At 69.4% G+C, this 15639-nt stretch carries 11 protein-coding genes; 5 read left to right on the top strand and 6 right to left on the bottom strand.

The genetic code is table 11. The features are described from left to right. Entirely contained in the window at positions 1-855 is an 855-nt protein-coding gene (gene motA / locus E5S66_RS12560; RefSeq protein ID WP_138349768.1) for a flagellar motor stator protein MotA, read from the bottom strand. Positions 856-1076: 221 nt separating this feature from the next. Between motA and E5S66_RS12555 the strand changes: the two genes are divergently transcribed. The 4 genes from E5S66_RS12555 to E5S66_RS13885 all read left to right on the top strand — a co-directional run bounded on the left by E5S66_RS12555 (position 1077) and on the right by E5S66_RS13885 (position 10281). Further along, positions 1077-3287: a CHAT domain-containing protein gene (locus tag E5S66_RS12555; RefSeq protein WP_138349766.1), complete on the top strand. Its 2211-nt coding sequence runs from the start codon at positions 1077-1079 to the stop codon at positions 3285-3287. Positions 3288-3313: 26 nt separating this feature from the next. Further along, the gene (locus tag E5S66_RS12550) at positions 3314-4969 is read left to right on the top strand and encodes a ShlB/FhaC/HecB family hemolysin secretion/activation protein (RefSeq protein WP_138349764.1); all 1656 of its coding nucleotides are present in this window, start codon (positions 3314-3316) and stop codon (positions 4967-4969) included. Between the two features lie 11 nt (positions 4970-4980). Continuing rightward, on the top strand, positions 4981-9513 hold the full coding sequence (locus tag E5S66_RS12545) for a beta strand repeat-containing protein (protein ID WP_138349762.1): 4533 nt from the start codon (positions 4981-4983) through the stop codon (positions 9511-9513). Between the two features lie 201 nt (positions 9514-9714). After that, positions 9715-10281 (top strand): OmpA family protein, encoded by a 567-nt coding sequence (locus E5S66_RS13885; RefSeq protein ID WP_169380555.1) that lies wholly within the window; start codon positions 9715-9717, stop codon positions 10279-10281. On the opposite strand, the gene E5S66_RS13800 is transcribed toward E5S66_RS13885, so the two are convergent. Then, a complete protein-coding gene (locus E5S66_RS13800) occupies positions 10262-10450 on the bottom strand; it encodes a hypothetical protein (RefSeq protein ID WP_246037240.1) in 189 nt (62 codons plus the stop codon). The genes E5S66_RS13885 and E5S66_RS13800 overlap by 20 nt on opposite strands. On the opposite strand from E5S66_RS13800, the gene E5S66_RS12535 reads away from it, so the two are divergent. Continuing rightward, positions 10371-10691 carry a DUF4280 domain-containing protein gene (locus tag E5S66_RS12535; RefSeq protein WP_246037236.1) on the top strand — a complete coding sequence of 107 codons (321 nt, stop codon included), beginning with the start codon at positions 10371-10373 and terminating at the stop codon, positions 10689-10691. The genes E5S66_RS13800 and E5S66_RS12535 overlap by 80 nt on opposite strands. Positions 10692-10733: 42 nt before the next feature. On the opposite strand, the gene E5S66_RS12530 is transcribed toward E5S66_RS12535, so the two are convergent. The 4 genes from E5S66_RS12530 to E5S66_RS12510 form a co-directional block, all read right to left on the bottom strand. Further along, positions 10734-12290 carry a hypothetical protein gene (locus E5S66_RS12530; RefSeq protein ID WP_171033558.1) on the bottom strand — a complete coding sequence of 519 codons (1557 nt, stop codon included), beginning with the start codon at positions 12288-12290 and terminating at the stop codon, positions 10734-10736. Between the two features lies 1 nt (position 12291). Beyond that, on the bottom strand, positions 12292-12648 hold the full coding sequence (locus E5S66_RS12520; protein WP_028838762.1) for a hypothetical protein: 357 nt from the start codon (positions 12646-12648) through the stop codon (positions 12292-12294). A gap of 8 nt (positions 12649-12656) precedes the next feature. Next, positions 12657-13202, bottom strand: coding sequence for a DUF4123 domain-containing protein (locus E5S66_RS12515; protein WP_171033557.1), 546 nt, complete (start codon positions 13200-13202; stop codon positions 12657-12659). Between the two features lie 191 nt (positions 13203-13393). Continuing rightward, complete coding sequence (locus E5S66_RS12510) at positions 13394-15607, bottom strand: type VI secretion system Vgr family protein (RefSeq protein ID WP_138349754.1); 2214 nt, start codon at positions 15605-15607, stop codon at positions 13394-13396. Between the last annotated feature and the right edge of the window lie 32 nt (positions 15608-15639).

Genomic DNA, 15639 nt, shown 5'->3' with positions numbered 1-15639 from the left:
TTACTTCAGCGACTTCAGGTGTTGTTCGAAGTCGGCGAAGCTCGGACGCAGTTCCGAAGGCACCGTCTTGCGCGCGAACTCCAGCGCGATCTTCGGCGGGTAGCCGCGCAGGCTGGCCAGCAGGGCGGTCTTGACCGATTCATAGATGCGCGAATCCTGCTCGGCGCGGGCCTCCACCGCGGCGGCGAGCGGCGCCACGAAGCCGTAGGCCAGCAGGATGCCGAGGAAGGTGCCGACCAGCGCGGCCGCCACGTGGCCGCCGACCTCGGCGATGTCGCCGCCGATCGAGGCCATGGTGATGATGATGCCGAGCACCGCGGCCACGATGCCGAACCCGGGCAGGGCGTCCGCCACGTTGTTCAGCGCGTGCGCGGGCGCCAGCTCCTCGTGGTGGTGTTTTTCCAGCTCCAGCTCCAGCAGCGGCTCCAGCTCGTGCGGCTCGATGTTGGAACCCACCATCAGGCGCAGGCAGTCGGTGATGAAGTCCATCAGGTGGTGGTCGTCGCGGATCGACGGATAGTTGGCGAACATCGCGCTTTCCATCGGATTGTCGATATGGCTCTCCAGCGCCATGAAGCCTTCCTTGCGCGCCCGGTTCAGCAGTTCGTACAGCAGGCTGAGCGCATCGCGATAGTCCTTGCTCTGGTAGCGCGGGCCCTTGAGCACGCCGAGCACCGCCGCGAACGTTTGCTTGATGGTCTTGGTGGGGTTGCCGGCGAGGAATGCGCCGAAGGCGGCGCCGCCGATGATGACCAGCTCGAACGGCTGCCACAGCGCCGCGAGCTTGCCGTGCGAGGCGACGAAGCCGCCGAGGACGCTGAGGGTGACGACGATGAAGCCGACGATGATGAGCATGCGGGTGAGGGTCGCCCTGCGGGGGATTCCTACATTAACGGATCCACCCGCGATCTCTGCAGCATCTTCGGCGCCGGCTCCACGTCAATCTGCCGCGATTCCGGACAGGCGCTCATCAGCTGGAAGCGCTATGCCTTATCGCGAATAGGCCAGGCCGGCGGTCCTTCCTAGACTCCCGTGATCCTGCAGGCCCGGCCTGCGGTCCGCCCGGGAGCCCCCGCATGCCACGCGCCGCGTCATCCATATTCGGGCTTGCCGCCCTGATCCTGCTGGCCTGTCCCGCCGTTCGTGCCGGTTGCGCGACGGGGGACGAGCCTTTTGCCCCGCCTGCCGCAGGCGAGGGTCAGTCCGCGCCGGCGGCCGCGCCGGCTGCCCAGGCTCCGCCACCGGCGGCTGCCGATGTTCGCGCCGAGGCGCGCGAGGTGCTGGCGGCGGTCGGCCGGCTGGAGGACGCCGACACCGCACTGTCGCTGGCCGCGGAAGGCGCCGCGCTGTACGACGCCGAGAAGGTCAAGCTGGACGGCTACGCCTATTGCAGCCAGGCGGTGGAACTGGCCGAACAGGGCGAGTTCCGCGAGAGCGCGCGCGCGGCCAGCAAGGCGCTGCACGTGGCCCTGCAGAGCGGCAATGTCGATCTGCTGGGCAAGGCCTACCGCGACCTGGCGATTGCCTTCAGCTATGCCGGGCAGCTGCAGCGCGCCGAGCAGTTCGCAAACCTGGCGCTGAAATACCCCGGCCTCGATCCGACCCAGGTGAACGGCCCCGCGCGCAAGGTGATCGGCGACGTGCGCACCCGCCAGGCGCGCTATGACGAGGCCATCGCCGCCTACGACCAGGCCGGCGCGGAAAGCTCGGCGCGCTTCCGCCCGCTGGTGGAGGCATCGCTGGCCAATGCGCTGATCCTGTCCGGCGACCTGGCCCGCGCCCGCGCCACCCTGGACGCGGTGCCGGCGCCGGCCGACGCCCGCCAGCAGGCGCAGCTGCAGCGCACCCGCGGCCGCCTGCTGCTGGCGGAAAACAAGCCGGAGGAGGCGCTGGCGCTTTACCGGCAGCTGGCCGACGCCCCGGCCGCCGGCGATGAAGACTTCTACCGGGCCTGGGCGCTGGACGGGATCTCCCGGAGCCAGGCCGCGCTGGGCCAGGACGCGGAAGCCGCGCAGGCGCTGGACCAGGCCATCGAGGTGTTCGATCGCGCGCGCTCGCAGTTCCGCAGCGACGAATTCAAGATGGGTCTGTTCTCCGATCTGCAGTCGGTGTTCGAACGCGCCATCGGTCTGCACAGCCGGCTGGGACAGCCGGCGCAGGCTTTCGACATCAGCGAGCGCAGCCGCTCGCGGGCGCTGCTGGATGCGGTGTCCGGCCGGGTCGACTTCGACCAGGCGGGCGTGGCGACGCTGGACGCCGCCGCGCTGCAGGCGATGCTGAAACCGGACGAGGTGGTGGTGGCATTCCACACCCTGCCCGATCGGCTGCTGGCGTGGGTGCTTTCGCACGAGGGCGTGCGCGAGATCAGGTATCCGGTCGCGCTGCCGCGCGCCGACCTGGCCAGGCTGGTGGATGCCTATCGCGATGCGCTGATCCGGGTCAGCCCGAACGCGCCCGAGGTGGGCGGCAAGATCGGCCAGCTGCTGCTGGCGCCGCTGGAGCTGCCGGCTGGCAAGCGGCTGGTGATCGTGCCGCACGGGCCGCTGCACTACCTGCCGTTCCAGGCGCTGCGGCTGGACGGCCAGTACCTGATCGAACGCAATCCCATTTCGATCGCGCCGTCGATCAGCATCGCCGCCCGGCTGGCGCAACGCACCCCGACGGCCGCGCCGCAGCTGCTGGCGTTCGGCAACCCCACCATCAATCCCGAGGTGGCCGACCCGCTGCCGGGCGCGGAAAAGGAAGTGCAGGAACTGGCGCAGCGTTTCCCCGGCGCCCAGCTGTTCTTCCGCGAGCAGGCCAACAAGGACAATTTCGCCCAGAACGCGCCGAAGTCGAGGCTGGTGCATATCGCCGCGCACGCGATGGCCGACACGCTGGACCCGCTGCACTCCAAGGTGCTGCTTGCCGACAAGGACGGCAAGCCCGACTACCTGGAGGCCAAGGACGTGTTGGGCATGCGCCTGGATAACGTCGCCATGATCGCGCTGTCGGCCTGCGAATCCGGGCTGGGGCGGGTGGAGAACGGCGACGAGGTGCTGGGCTTCACCCGCTCGTTCCTGTCGGCCGGCACCTCGACCCTGCTGGCCTCGCTGTGGCCGGTTTCCGATGCCGCCACCGAGAAACTCATGACCACCCTGTACACCGACCTCGCCGGCGGCATGCAGGTGCAGGACGCGATGCGCGAGGCGCAGCGCGCGGTGATGGCGGACCCGGCCACGGCGCACCCGTTCTACTGGGCGCCGTTCAACCTGATCGGCAACTGGCGCCTGCGGGTGGCCCAGTGAGCGCGGCGGCAGAAGGACAGGCAATGATGAAAATGGACACCCGGATCGCGCGGCGCCGCAATCTGCTGGCGGGCGCGCTGCTGCTGGCCTGCGCGCCGCTGGCACAGGCTGCGGACGAGGTCGCGGAAGGGCAGTCCACGCCGCCGCAGCAGGCGCAGGCGCTGCCGGAGCCGCAGATGGCCGCGCAGGCTCAGGCGAGTTTCGTGCTGCAGGCGGTGGAGTTCGTCGGCGTGAGCGGGGTGCCGGAATCCGAGCTGCAGGCGGCGGTGGCGGATCGCATTGGCCAGCAGGTCACCCTGCAGGATCTCGAGCAACTGGCGGCGAAGGCCACGGCGGTCTATCGCGACCATGGCTATGCGCTGGTGCAGGTGTTCGTGCCGGTGCAGGAAGTGGTGGATGGGCGGGTGCGGCTGAACGTGGTGGAAGGCGCGCTGGGCCAGGTCAGCATCGACATCGCACCGGGCGCGCCGATCCGGCAGGAGCGGGTGGCGAGGACGCTGGCGATCCTCAGCCCCGGCCAGCCGCTCAACAACCGCGACTACGAGCGCGCGATGCTGCTGCTGTCGGACCTGCCGGGGATCAAGCCGCAGTCGGCCATCACCGTGGGCGCCGCCTCCGGCGCTTCGGACCTGACGGTGCAGGTGGGCGCCCGCGACCGGATCAACTACGGGCTGGAGCTGGACAACTTCGGCACCCGCGATTCCGGCCGCCTGCGCCTGACCGGCAGCCTGCGCTGGGCCAGCCCGTTCGAGCGCGGCGACAACCTCGACCTGCGGGTGATGGCCGCCGAAGGCATGCACACCGCGTTCGGGCGGATCTCCTACGAAAGCCCGGTGGGCTACAGCGGGCTGCGCCTGGGCGGTGGGTTGGCGCGGGTGCAGTACGAGTTGGGCGGGCCGTTCGCGGCACTGCAACCCACCGGCGTCGGCGAAGTGGCCGACCTGTCCTTCAGTTACCCGTTGATCCGCCAGCGCGGCACCAATCTGTTCCTGCGCGGCGGCTTCGACGACAAGCGCCTGACCGACCGCTTCGAAGCAGTGGGCTACCAGACCCGCAAGCGCATCCATGGCGCCACCCTGGGCGTGTCGCTGGAGCGCCGCGACCGCTGGGCCGGCGGTGGTTATACCAGTCTCAACGTGCAGGCCTACCACGGCCGGCTGGATATCCGCGACGCCATGGGCGAGCTGTTCGACCGGCCGCCGTTCGGCTACGGCACCGAGGGCAGCTTCAGCAAGTTCTCGCTGCAGTTCGCGCGCCTGCAGTATCTGGCACCGAAGCTCAGCCTGTTCGTGGGCGGCGGATTGCAGCGCGCCAGCAAGAACCTCGACACCTACGAAAAACTGTCGCTGGGTGGTCCAAAGGCGGTGCGCGCCTATGCCACCGGCGAGGTGCTGGTGGACGACGGCTGGCTGGCGACGATGGAACTCCGTTTCGCGCTGCGCCCGGACACGACCCTGTTCGCCTTCGTCGATGCCGCCCGCGGCGACCAGTTCCACGACCCGCGGCCGTTCGATGGCGACCTGTCACGCAGCCTGCGCGGCCATGGCCTGGGCTTCAACTGGAGCAAGCCGGGCAACGTCACCGTCAACCTGAGCGTGGCCTGGCGCGACACCGAGGCCGGCGTCACCGACGGCGGCGACCGCAATCCGCGCGTGTACTGGTCGATCCAGAAAGCGTTCTGAGGAGAAGGGCAATGGGCATCAACAAGAGCACCCGCATGCAGCAACGGATCCTGCGCCGCCGCCTGGCGCTCGCCCTGGTGGGCGCGATGGCGATGCCGTCGGCGCTGGCGCAGAGCCTGCCGGACAGCGGCAGCGTGGTGTCGGGAGCGGTGTCGATCGCGCCGCCCAGCGGCTCGCAGCTGACCATCACCCAGACCAGCAAGGGCGCCATCATCGACTGGGGCAGCTTCAGCATCGGCAGCGGCTACGGGGTCACCTTCGACCAGCAGTTCGGCGCCTCCAGCGTGACCCTGAACCGGGTGGTGGGCTACGGCTATGGCGCCACCGCATCCGCCATCGATGGCACCCTGAGCGCCAACGGCAGCGTGTTCATCATCAATCCGGCAGGGATCACCTTCGGCGGCGGTTCGCAGGTGAACGTGGGCGCGCTGGTGGCGTCGACCATGGACATCAGCAACGCGAATTTCGACGCCGGCGTTGCCAGCGGCAGTTACCGGTTCGAGCCGATGACGGACGTCGGCAATCAGGCCATCACCACGGATGTGGGCGCCGCCATCACCACCACCGCGGGCGGCACGGTGGCGCTGCTCGGTCGCCAGGTGTTCAACCAGGGGACGATCACGACGCCCGGCGGCAGCGTGGTGATGGGTTCGGCCGAAAACGTGACCCTGGATTTCGCGGGTGACGGCCTGACCATGTTGACCATCCAGGGGCCGGGGGTCGCCAAACCCGGCTCGACCGCCTGTCCGTCCTTCCCCTGTCCGGGACCGGTGCTTCCGACCCTGGCCAACAGCGGCACCATCAATGCCGACGGCGGGCAGATCCTGATGCGTACCGCCGCCTCCAGCGTCGGTGGCGGCGACATCATCAACGTCGGCACCCTGCGGGCGCAGAGCCTGGTCAGCAGGGGGGGGCGCATCGAGTTGACCACCGATGGCCTGGTCTCGATAGGCTTCTCGTCGCCTACGGCGGACCCCTTCACCGGCGAGCTGGACGTCTCCGGCCAGGCCGGCGCCAGCGGCGGCACCGTGCTCGTGCGGGCCAGCGATTTCGTCATGTTCAACAATGATGCCGCGCCGCTGAACCCGACCGACCCGGCGTCGGTCGGCAGCCTCATCAATGCCTCCGGCGCGATCAACGGCGGCGTGGTGGACATCGTGGCGACCAACCAGGCGCGGATCTATTCGCTGTCCTCGATCCTGGCGGATGGCGCGGCCGGGCGGGGTGGCCAGGTATCGCTGGTAGGCGGAGATACCGCACTCGGTGCGCGCGCATGGATCAGCGCCAATGGCGGCGCCGGCGCGGGCGGCCGCATCGACGTGTCCGGCAGCAGCGGGCTGTCACTGTTCGGGCTGCTGTCGGCCACCGGCACCAGCGCCGGCGGCATCGTCAGCACCTCCACATTGGCCGACGCTTTCGACCTGCGCGGGCTGCGGGTCGAGGCCGGCTCGCCCGGCGTGGCGGGCATCTGGACGATGTCGGCACCGTATCTGTCGGTGATCAGCGGCAGCGATGCCGGCGAGCTGGACAGCGCGGCCGGCGGCAGCAATCTGCAGGACGCCGAGATCAACCATGCGCTGTCCACCGGCACCAGCGTGGTGCTGCGCTCCGCCAGCGATGTCTACCTCGACGATGCGCAGATCCAGACCGACAGCGGGCTGGACCTGCTGTTCGCGATCGATGCCAACGGCAGCATCGGCGGCACCGGTTTCTCCATCGTGGGGCAGGGCGGCCGGCTGGACATGCGCTTCAACGCAGATGCCGCCAGCACCGACACCGGCTTTGCCGGCATTTCCTTCAGCAACGCAAGCCTGGACAGCAACGGCGGCAGCATCCTGATGTATGGCCAGTCGGACACCGCCAACGGCTTTGCCAGCAGCTATGCCAGCGGCATCCGCCTGGATGCGGTCACCTTGGCCACCGGTGGCGGCAACCTGCTGCTGCGTGGCGCCTCCACCGGCGCCGACGCAGGTTTCGACGACGCCGGCGTGGCGGTGTCAGGCGGCAGCCTGGACGTCGGCAGCGGCGACATCCGCATCGTCGGCGAAGGTGCGCAGTTGGTGAGTGGCGTGCGCATCGCCAGCGGTCCACTGCAGGCCGGCAGCATCGACATCCGCGGCCTGGCCAGCGGCAGCGGCGACGGCATCGTGCTGTCTTCCTACGCAATCGATTCCGGCGGCGGCGACATCTTCCTGGACGGGCGCGGCGGTGGCACCGGGGTGTCGGTGTCCTATGCCAGCTTCGACAGCGGCGGCGGCGATATCGTCGTGCATGGCGAGGGCGGTAGCGGCAACGGCGTGGACCTGTTCGGCTCGATCAGCAGCGGTGGCGGCCAGGTGTCGCTGGACGGCAGCAGCGCGCAGGCCGAAGGTCTGGTGTTCCAGGCTGGCTATGGCGGCGGCATCGTCAGCGCCGGCGGCGACATCTTCCTGTCCGGCGTGGGCGCCACCGGTGGTGCGATGCTGGTCGGAAACGGCTACGGCACCACCACCCTCGACAGCGGCGGCGGCGAAATCGGCATCCATGGCAGCGCTTCCGGCCCGGCCGCGGTCGGCGTCACGCTGTCCCAGCTGCCGGTGCTGTCCGGCGCCGGCAACATCGGCGTGGTGGGGCTCTCCGGCGCCGGCACCAGCATCGCGTTCTCGCCCGGCAGCAGCCTGACCACGACGTCCGGCGACATCAGCGTGGCGGGCGTGGGCGCGGACGTCGGGCTGCTGCTTGACGGCGCAGTGACGCTGGCCACCGACAGCGGCCGGCTGGACCTGCGCGGACGCGGCACAGCCGCCGCTGCGAGCGGGCTGGTGATCGGCAACGGCGTGAGCATCGTCACCGGCAGCGGCGGGATCGCGCTGGCGGGCGAAGGCGGCAGCGGCGCCGGCGTCGCATTGGGTGCAAACACGCTGCTGGATGCCGGCAGCGGGATGGTGGTGCTGCGCGCCGGCAACGACGGCAGCAGCGATGCGGTCCGCATCGATGGCGCCATCCGCGCCGGCGCCGGCGTCAACCTGCGGCCGGGCGGGGTGGACCTGAACGGCCTTGCCTACGACCGCATCGACGACGGCATCCTGCTGGGCAGCGGCGGCGGGTTCGCGCTGGATGCCGCCGAGCTGGCGATGATCGACGCACCGGAGCTGGTCATCGGCAGCCGCCAGCACGCCGGCGCGATCCGGGTGACGCAGGACACCGTCCGCAACGGCAATCTGACCCTGCAGAACCAGGGCGGCAGCGGCGGCATCGAGCTGCAGGCCGGTGTGGATGTCGGCGGCGGCGTGCTGGCCCTGCTCAGCGGCGGCAGCATCGTGCAGACCGCGACGGCGGCGATCCACGCGCACAGCCTGCTGGCACAGGCCGGCGGCGACGTGCTGCTGGGGCTGGCGCAGAACGATGTCGCCAGCACCACCCTGGCTGGGCAGGCCGGCGGCGATTTCCAGTTCCAGGACGCCACCGACCTGGCCATCGGCAGCGTCGCCGCCAGCGGCTTCGACGCCGCCACCGGCGCGCTGTCGGGCGAGAGCAGCAGCGGCATCACCGCGGGTGGCGAACTGCTGGTCCGCAACCTGGCTGGCGACCTGACCCTGGGCGCCGATCTGGCCGCCACCAACATCGACCTGGTGACCGCGGGCCGGCTGCAGAATCCGGCGGGCGCCGGGCTGTCCGCCAGCGGCGACTGGCGGGTCTGGGCCAGCACCTGGGAGGGCGAGAACCGCGGCGGCCTCGGCGGCAGCGGCAACCTGCCCAACCTGTACAACTGCGCTTACCTCGGCGCCTGCGGGGTCACCGTCGCCAGCGGCGACAACCACTTCATCTACGTCCAGCAGCCCACCGCAACCATCACCGTCGACAGCCTGTCGCGGGAATACGGGTTGGCCAACCCCGCGTTCACCTACTCGGTGTCGGGCGCGGTGCTGGGAGACGCGCTTGCGAACGTGGCCAACGGCACGCCGGGCACCACCGCCGGGATCGGCAGCGATGTCGGCCAGTACGCGATCCTGGGCAACTTCACCTCGAATGCCGGCTACCGCATCCAGATCCTGCCCGGCACATTGAGCATCACCCCGGCCACCCTGCTGTTCACCGCGGACGCGATCACCCGCTACCTCGGCATCCCCAATCCGCGGCTGGGTGGCACCGTCACCGGATTCCGCAACGGCGATACGCTGGAAAGCGTGTTCGGCAGCGCCGCAGTGTGGAACTCGCCGGCAGGCCCGCTGTCGCCAGTCGGCTATTACCCGATCAATGGCGGCGCCAGCGCAAAGAACTATGTGTTCGCCCAGGCACCCTCCAACGCCACTGCGCTGCAGGTCATCCCGCTGCCGTACATCGACGGCAGACCGGTCAACCTGATCCACGAGACGGTGGACACCTATGTCTACGACCGCAACCTCGGCACCGCGCCGGTCTGCGCCATCAATGCCACGCTGGATGATCAGCCGCTGGCGTCGGCGGGTGACGCGCTGGCGATGGAATGGTCGAAGGTGCGTACCCGGCCGAACCTCACCAACTGCTTCGAAAGCCAGCGCCGCAACGGTTGCGGCGATTTCTGAAGAGCAGGCGGCGACGCGGCCGGCTGCCGGGCGGCAGCTGGCCGGCGCAGGGGTGCATGCAGGACTAGGCCGAACGGTGTATCGAATTCGCCGCGCAGCGGTAGCAGACTCTTTCCATCACGCGGGCGATGTCCGCCCGGCATGCGCGCGGCGCATGTGACCGATCCGGCCGCCAGGCCGCAAAACCACGAGGATGCATCAATGAACATGATCCAGATTGTCCGCGGCGCGCTGGCGGTTGCCCTGCTGGCCGGGTGTGGCGGGGCGTTCGCCCAGGACGCGCAGGGCGCGCCGTCGGTGGATTCGATCATCAACAGCCTGAAGGCCGAGAGCACCGAACAGGCACAGGGCCAGACCCGCGCGCTGCGCCCCGGCGCCGCGGCGATGGCCACCACCGCGCCCCCATCCGTGGCCAAGCCGGCCAAGGCCGCCTCCATCAACATGCAGATCAATTTCGATTTCAACTCCGACCGGATCTCCGGCAGCTCCGAACAGACCATGGCTACGCTGGCCAAGGCGCTGGTGTCGCCGCAGCTGGAGAACCGCAGCTTCACCGTGATCGGGCATACCGACGCCAAGGGTTCCGCGGGCTACAACAAGGCGCTGTCGGACCGTCGCGCCGCTGCCGTGCGGAGCTACCTGATGGAGCACGGCGTGTCTTCGGCGCGCCTGCGCGCCGTCGGCAAGGGCGAGAGCCAGCTGCTCAACGCCAACGACCCGGAGGCCGGGGAAAACCGTCGCGTCGAAATCATGGCCACTGGCGGCTGAGCCCGCGGGCCTGCGGACGCGCCATGCCGATCCATGTCGTCAATGGCGCCATCCTGACCTGTTCGTTCGGGGTGGCGCCTTCCGCGCTGGTGGTGACGCCGGAGAACCGGGTCATGTCGAGCATGATGCCGGCGGCCACGATCATGGATTTCGTGCCGATGAAGAACATCATGCCGTTCGCCATGTGCACCACACCGAGCAACCCGATGGTGGCCAGCGCCACCGCCGCCGCATCGGGGGTGCTGACTCCGATGCCCTGTATCCCGGTGACCACGCCGTGGAAGCCGGGTGCGCCCACCGTGTTGATTGGCGGTATTCCCGCGCTCGACAATACCTGCACCAGTCAATGCGCCTGGGGCGGTGTGGTCACCGTCGGTTTCCCGGGGCAGACCAAGGAAATGATTCCCTAGCCTTGCGGCGCAGCTGGTGCGCGCCGCGCGGTCGCGGCCATCCTAACCGGACAGATTGCCCAGCGAATTCGCCGCGTTGCCGATGGCCTGGCCGGCGCCGGCCATCGCGGACTGCGCGCCGGCGACCGCGACGTTGGCGGCGCGTGCGGCGCTGGCCGCTGCATCCGCGACCGCGGCCTGGGCCTTGCCGATGGCGGCCTGCGCGGCGTCACCGGCGCTGGCGGCTGCTTCCCGGGCCGCGGTTTGCGCCGTGTTCAGCGCCCCCTGCGCGGCGCCGTTGAGCGCCTGCTGGGCCTGTTGCGCGGCCTGGTTGGCCTGCGCCAGCGTCTGCTGCGCGACCTGGTTGGCCTGCTGCTGGGCCGTCGCCGCCGCCTGCTGGGCGCCATCCAGTGCCTGCTGGGCGGCGTCGCCGGCCTGCTGCTGGGCGGAATCCACCGCCGCCATGGCCTGGTCGATGGCGCCCTGCGCCGTCTGCTGTACCTGGTCGCGCGCCGAATCCACCGCGCTGCGGGCCTGGCCGATCGCCGCATTCGCGCCGTCGCGCACCGCCTGCTGGGCCTGCTGCACTGCGCCCTTGGCGGCGTCCAGCGCCGACTTGGCCGCACCGTTGGCCAGCGCCTGCGCGTCGTCCAGCGCGGCACAGGCATCGTCCATCGCGGCAAGCGCCTGATCCGCCATGCCGTTGGCCTGGTCGAGCAGGCCGTTGGCCTGTTCCAGCAGCGGCCCTGCGATGTTCTGCAGCGCGTTGCCGGCGTTGCCGAGGGCATTGTTGGCCTGCGCGGCGCGGCGCGCCAGCGCGTCCCGCAGGGCGCGGACATAGGGGCAATCCGAGGCGGGGAATTCCACCGGCAGGTTTGGGAAGGCGGCGGGCAGGGTGTCCAGTGCGGCCTGGACCGGGCCCAAGGCGTCGCGTGCCCGATCCAGGGTGGCGCTGCGCGCCTGCTCGAGGGCGTCGGTGGCGGCGTTGCGCAGCAGGTCCTGGGCTTGGTCGATGGCGTTGTTGGCAGTCGCCAGCGCGTTGTTGACGCCGTCCTCGACCAGCGCGGTGGCGTTGTCGACCATGCCCATCGCACGGTCGAGCTGCGCTTGCGCGGCCTGCTCGGCGCTGTCCATGGCGCTGTCCAGCGCCTCCCCTGCGCGCTCCAGCGCGCCCTGCACCACGGCTTGCGCCTGCTGCTGCGCAGCATCCACCGCAGCCTGCGCCTGCGCAAGCGCGCCCTGCGCGGCGGCGCCGGCCTGCTCGCGGGCCTGGGTGAGGGCAGCGTTGGCTTGCGCCAGCGTGTTCTGCGCGATGTCGTTGGCGGCGTTGCGGGCATCGTCCAGCGCCTGGTTGGCTTGCGCGAGCGCGCCCTGTGCCATCGAGCCCGCCTGCGCAGCTGCCGCCTGTGCCGCTTGCTGCGCCTGCGCCACCGCACCATTTGCTGCGCCCGCGGCGGCGTTGGTGGCATTGGCAACGGCGGTCTGGGCTTCGGCGATGGCGCCCTGCGCAGCGCTTGCCGCCTGCTGGGCGGCGCCGGTGGCGGCCTGCTGGGCCTGCTGCACGGCCTGGCCGGCGGCGGCGCCGATGCCGGACAGGCCTTCGGTCAAGGATTCGAACATGTCAGCCTCTCTGCAGTCGGCGGAAATCGCTGTATGCGGCGGCCGTCCACATTTCGATCAACAGGGCGCGGTCGATCTGCGGGCTGCTGCGGTCGGCGAGGATGCCGATGATCGAAGGATCGTTGCCGACACGCTCGTTGCCGAACAGCGAGCAGGCCAGCGCATAGGCCGCCACCGCACGCTGGCTGCGCAGGCCGGCCTTGCGGCAGTGGGCGATGACCGCGTCGAGTTCGGCATCGAGCTGATCCAGCTGCAGCGGCGCCTTGCCGCCGAGGTGGCGATTGAGGAAGTCGGCGAGGTTGTTGCGCAGCTGGGTCTCGCCGATGGCGGTCATCTGCTTGCGGTCGAGTTCGAGCATGGAGGCTCCTAGGCGGCAGCGGCCAGCGACAGCTGGTTCGGTGCCTCAAGGCCGTCGCGGGCGAAGTACAGCGCGCTGTCGCTGCTGCGGTCCTCGGTGTAGCAGCCGTGGATCGGACCGAAGAACGCCTTGCGCTGGGCCGGATCGAAGGTCGGGACGACGCTGCGGAAGGCGCGTGGATCGTAGAAGCGGAACAGCATCGACGCGCCGCCCGGGGTGCTGACCCGCAGCACCCGCCGCAGGTGCGCCCGCAGCGAATAGATGTCGGTGCCGGGGTCGGCTACCAGCACGATGCCCCAGTGCTCGTTCCAGCCTTCCAGCAGCGCCAGCCGGGTGGCCGCGGCGTCGGGTGCCAGCGGCAGCAGGTAGGGCGCTGCCGCGGCAAGCATCGGATCGAGATCGCCGGAGAACAGGCACATCGCGTCCGGTGCGTGCTGGCGCAGGCGTGATGGCAGATCGTCGATGATCGCCCCGTCGAGTACCGCGAAGACCGGGCGCTTGCCCTGGCCGAACACCGCCCGCTGCAATTGTTGGTACTGACCCTGGCCGATCACGAAGAAATTTCCGCCTTGTGGTGTGGCGCGGGACAAACCCGCCGAGCCATCGGCCAGCCCCCGTTCCGGCGCGATGCATTCCGTGTTCACTGGATCTATACGCGGAAGCTGCGGGGAAAAGGACATGGCGGCGGGAATTCGATGGGTAAGGGATGCAGGTGTCACGAAGGGTAGGCCGATGAACAGGCGGATCAGCCCAGCGCTTCCAGCGCCGCGCGCGCGGCTTCGCACTCGGCGCAGAACGGCTGGGCGCTGCGGGCAGCGTTGCGCAACGCCTGGGCCTGCAGCTGCTGGGCGGGGTTCGATACCTTGCCGGCATTGCTCTGGATCGCGTCCTTGGCCTTGCTCGGTTTGTCCGCTTTCTCCGCTTTCTGCGCCTTCTGCGCGGACAGCGGGCTGCCGCCCGAATTGATCATCACCAGATTGCCGGTGATGAATACGCCGGCCGGATTCAGCACGATCGAATTGCTGCCGGCTTTGAGACTGATGACGACGCCGGCCTCTGCCACCAGATTGACGCCGGCCTTCATGTCGATGTTCACGCCGGCGGTGACCGCGGAGTTGATGCCGGCAGTCAGGTCGTGGTTGGCGCCCGCGGTGACCGCGATGTTGGCGCCGACGTCGGTGTGCTGGTTGGCACCGACGGTCAGGTAGTCATCGACTCCCGCGGTGACCGCGCGGCTGGTGCCGATCGAGATGGTCTGGGCCTGGCCGATGGTGAGCTGGGCGTTCTCGCCGATGCTTTCGGTGCGGTCCTTGCCGATCGACAGGTCGGCGCTGGTGCCGATGGCTTCGGTGCGGCAGTTGCCGGTGCGCAGTTGCAGATCCTTCTGCGCGTGCAGGAAGATTTCCTCGCTGCCCTTCTTGTCCTCGAAGCGCAGCTCGTTGAAGCCGCCACCGCCTTTCGAGGACAGCGTCTTGATGGTGGAGCGGGTGGCGTCGGCGGGCGCCACCGGCGGCGGGTTGGGTCCGTTGTAGACGCAGCCGACCACCAGCGGGCGGTCGGGGTCGCCGTCGAGGAAATCCACCACCACTTCCATTCCCACCCGCGGCAGGAAGAACGTGCCATAGCCGGCGCCGGCCCACAGCTGCGCCACCCGCACCCAGCACGACGATTTGTCGTCGTGGGTATTGGTCTTGCGGCTGGCCACCTTGCGATCCCAGTGGAAGCGCACCTTGATCCTGCCGAGGTCGTCGGTATGCACCTCGTTGCCGGCCGGGCCGGTGACGATCGCGGTCTGCGGGCCATGCACGCGCCCGCGCGGCGTGACCTGCGCGGGGCGGTAAATGGCGTCCTTGCTCTGCAGGGTGAAGGTATTGCCGTACCAGGCGGTGCTGTCCGGCAGCATCAGGTTGTTGCGGGCGTGGTGCTGCACCGACACCACCATGTAGACCGCATTGAACGACTCGATGAGGCTGTGGTTCTCCAGCTCGAACAGATGGCCGGGGGTCAACGAGCGCACCTGGCCTTCGCCGTGGAAGAGCAGGTGGCTGCTTTCCTGCGACTCCATCAGCACGTTGGTCAGATGCTTGCCGACGGATGCGTCGGCGGCGCCGCTGGCCGGGGTGAAGCCGCCGGGATAGCGGTAGATCTCCAGCCCCAGATCGCTGCCGGCGCTCACCAGGGTGGGGGTGTTTTCGCTGAGCGGCGCCCGTTTGACGTAGTCCCAGTCGGCCAGGGTGGCCGCGCGCGTCCGCACCTGCTGGGTGGAGGAGAGTTTGCGGACCGCATCCGTGCCCTCCGCATGCCCCTCGTGGTGGAACGGCACCTGGAACGGTTCCAGGCGCGGGTTGTGGTCCTTGTTGTCGCTGAAGACGAGGATGTGCCGGGCCTCGCTGGACTCGTCGTGGCGGAAATAGAAATAGATGCCTTCGCGCTCGATCAGGCGGCACAGGAAGGCATAGGTGCTCTCGTTGAACTGGGTGCAGTACTCGAGCCTGGGGTAGCTCTTCGACAGCTCCAGCTTGTAGTCGCTGTAGCCGAACTCCGCGAACACGGTGTCGATGATGTCCGCCACCGTCAGGTTCTGGAAGATGCGGCAGTCCTCGTTCTGGGTCATGAACCAGAACCACGGCACGATGTCGCATTCGTAGCAGAAGAGGTCGCCGCTCTTGTCGTGCGTGGCCGGGATGCAGCCGGTCACCGCGAAGCGGGAGACATAGCCGCTCCAATGGCGCTCGCCGCCGCTGTGGCCGGTGTCCCAGGTCTCGATGCGCAGGATGGCGCTCTTGCCGATGATCTCGTCGGGCGCGAAGTGCGACTCGCTGGACAGCAGCTTCAGGCGCAGCTGGAACAGCTGAGAAACGCCTTCCTCGCCGTGCATTTCGTCGACCAGCAGCTCGTCCTCCTGTTTGCCATCCAGGGTCAGGAAGTACATCCGGTTGCGGGTGGAGAACGTGGACATGGCGGGTTCGGCGGTTGTTCGTGCCAATCGTC

Origin of the sequence: Thermomonas fusca, assembly GCF_005862345.1 — a bacterium.
Taxonomy (GTDB): domain Bacteria; phylum Pseudomonadota; class Gammaproteobacteria; order Xanthomonadales; family Xanthomonadaceae; genus Thermomonas; species Thermomonas fusca.
The sequence above is the reverse complement of the archived record's forward strand: the minus strand, read 5'-3'. Positions and strand labels throughout refer to the sequence as shown.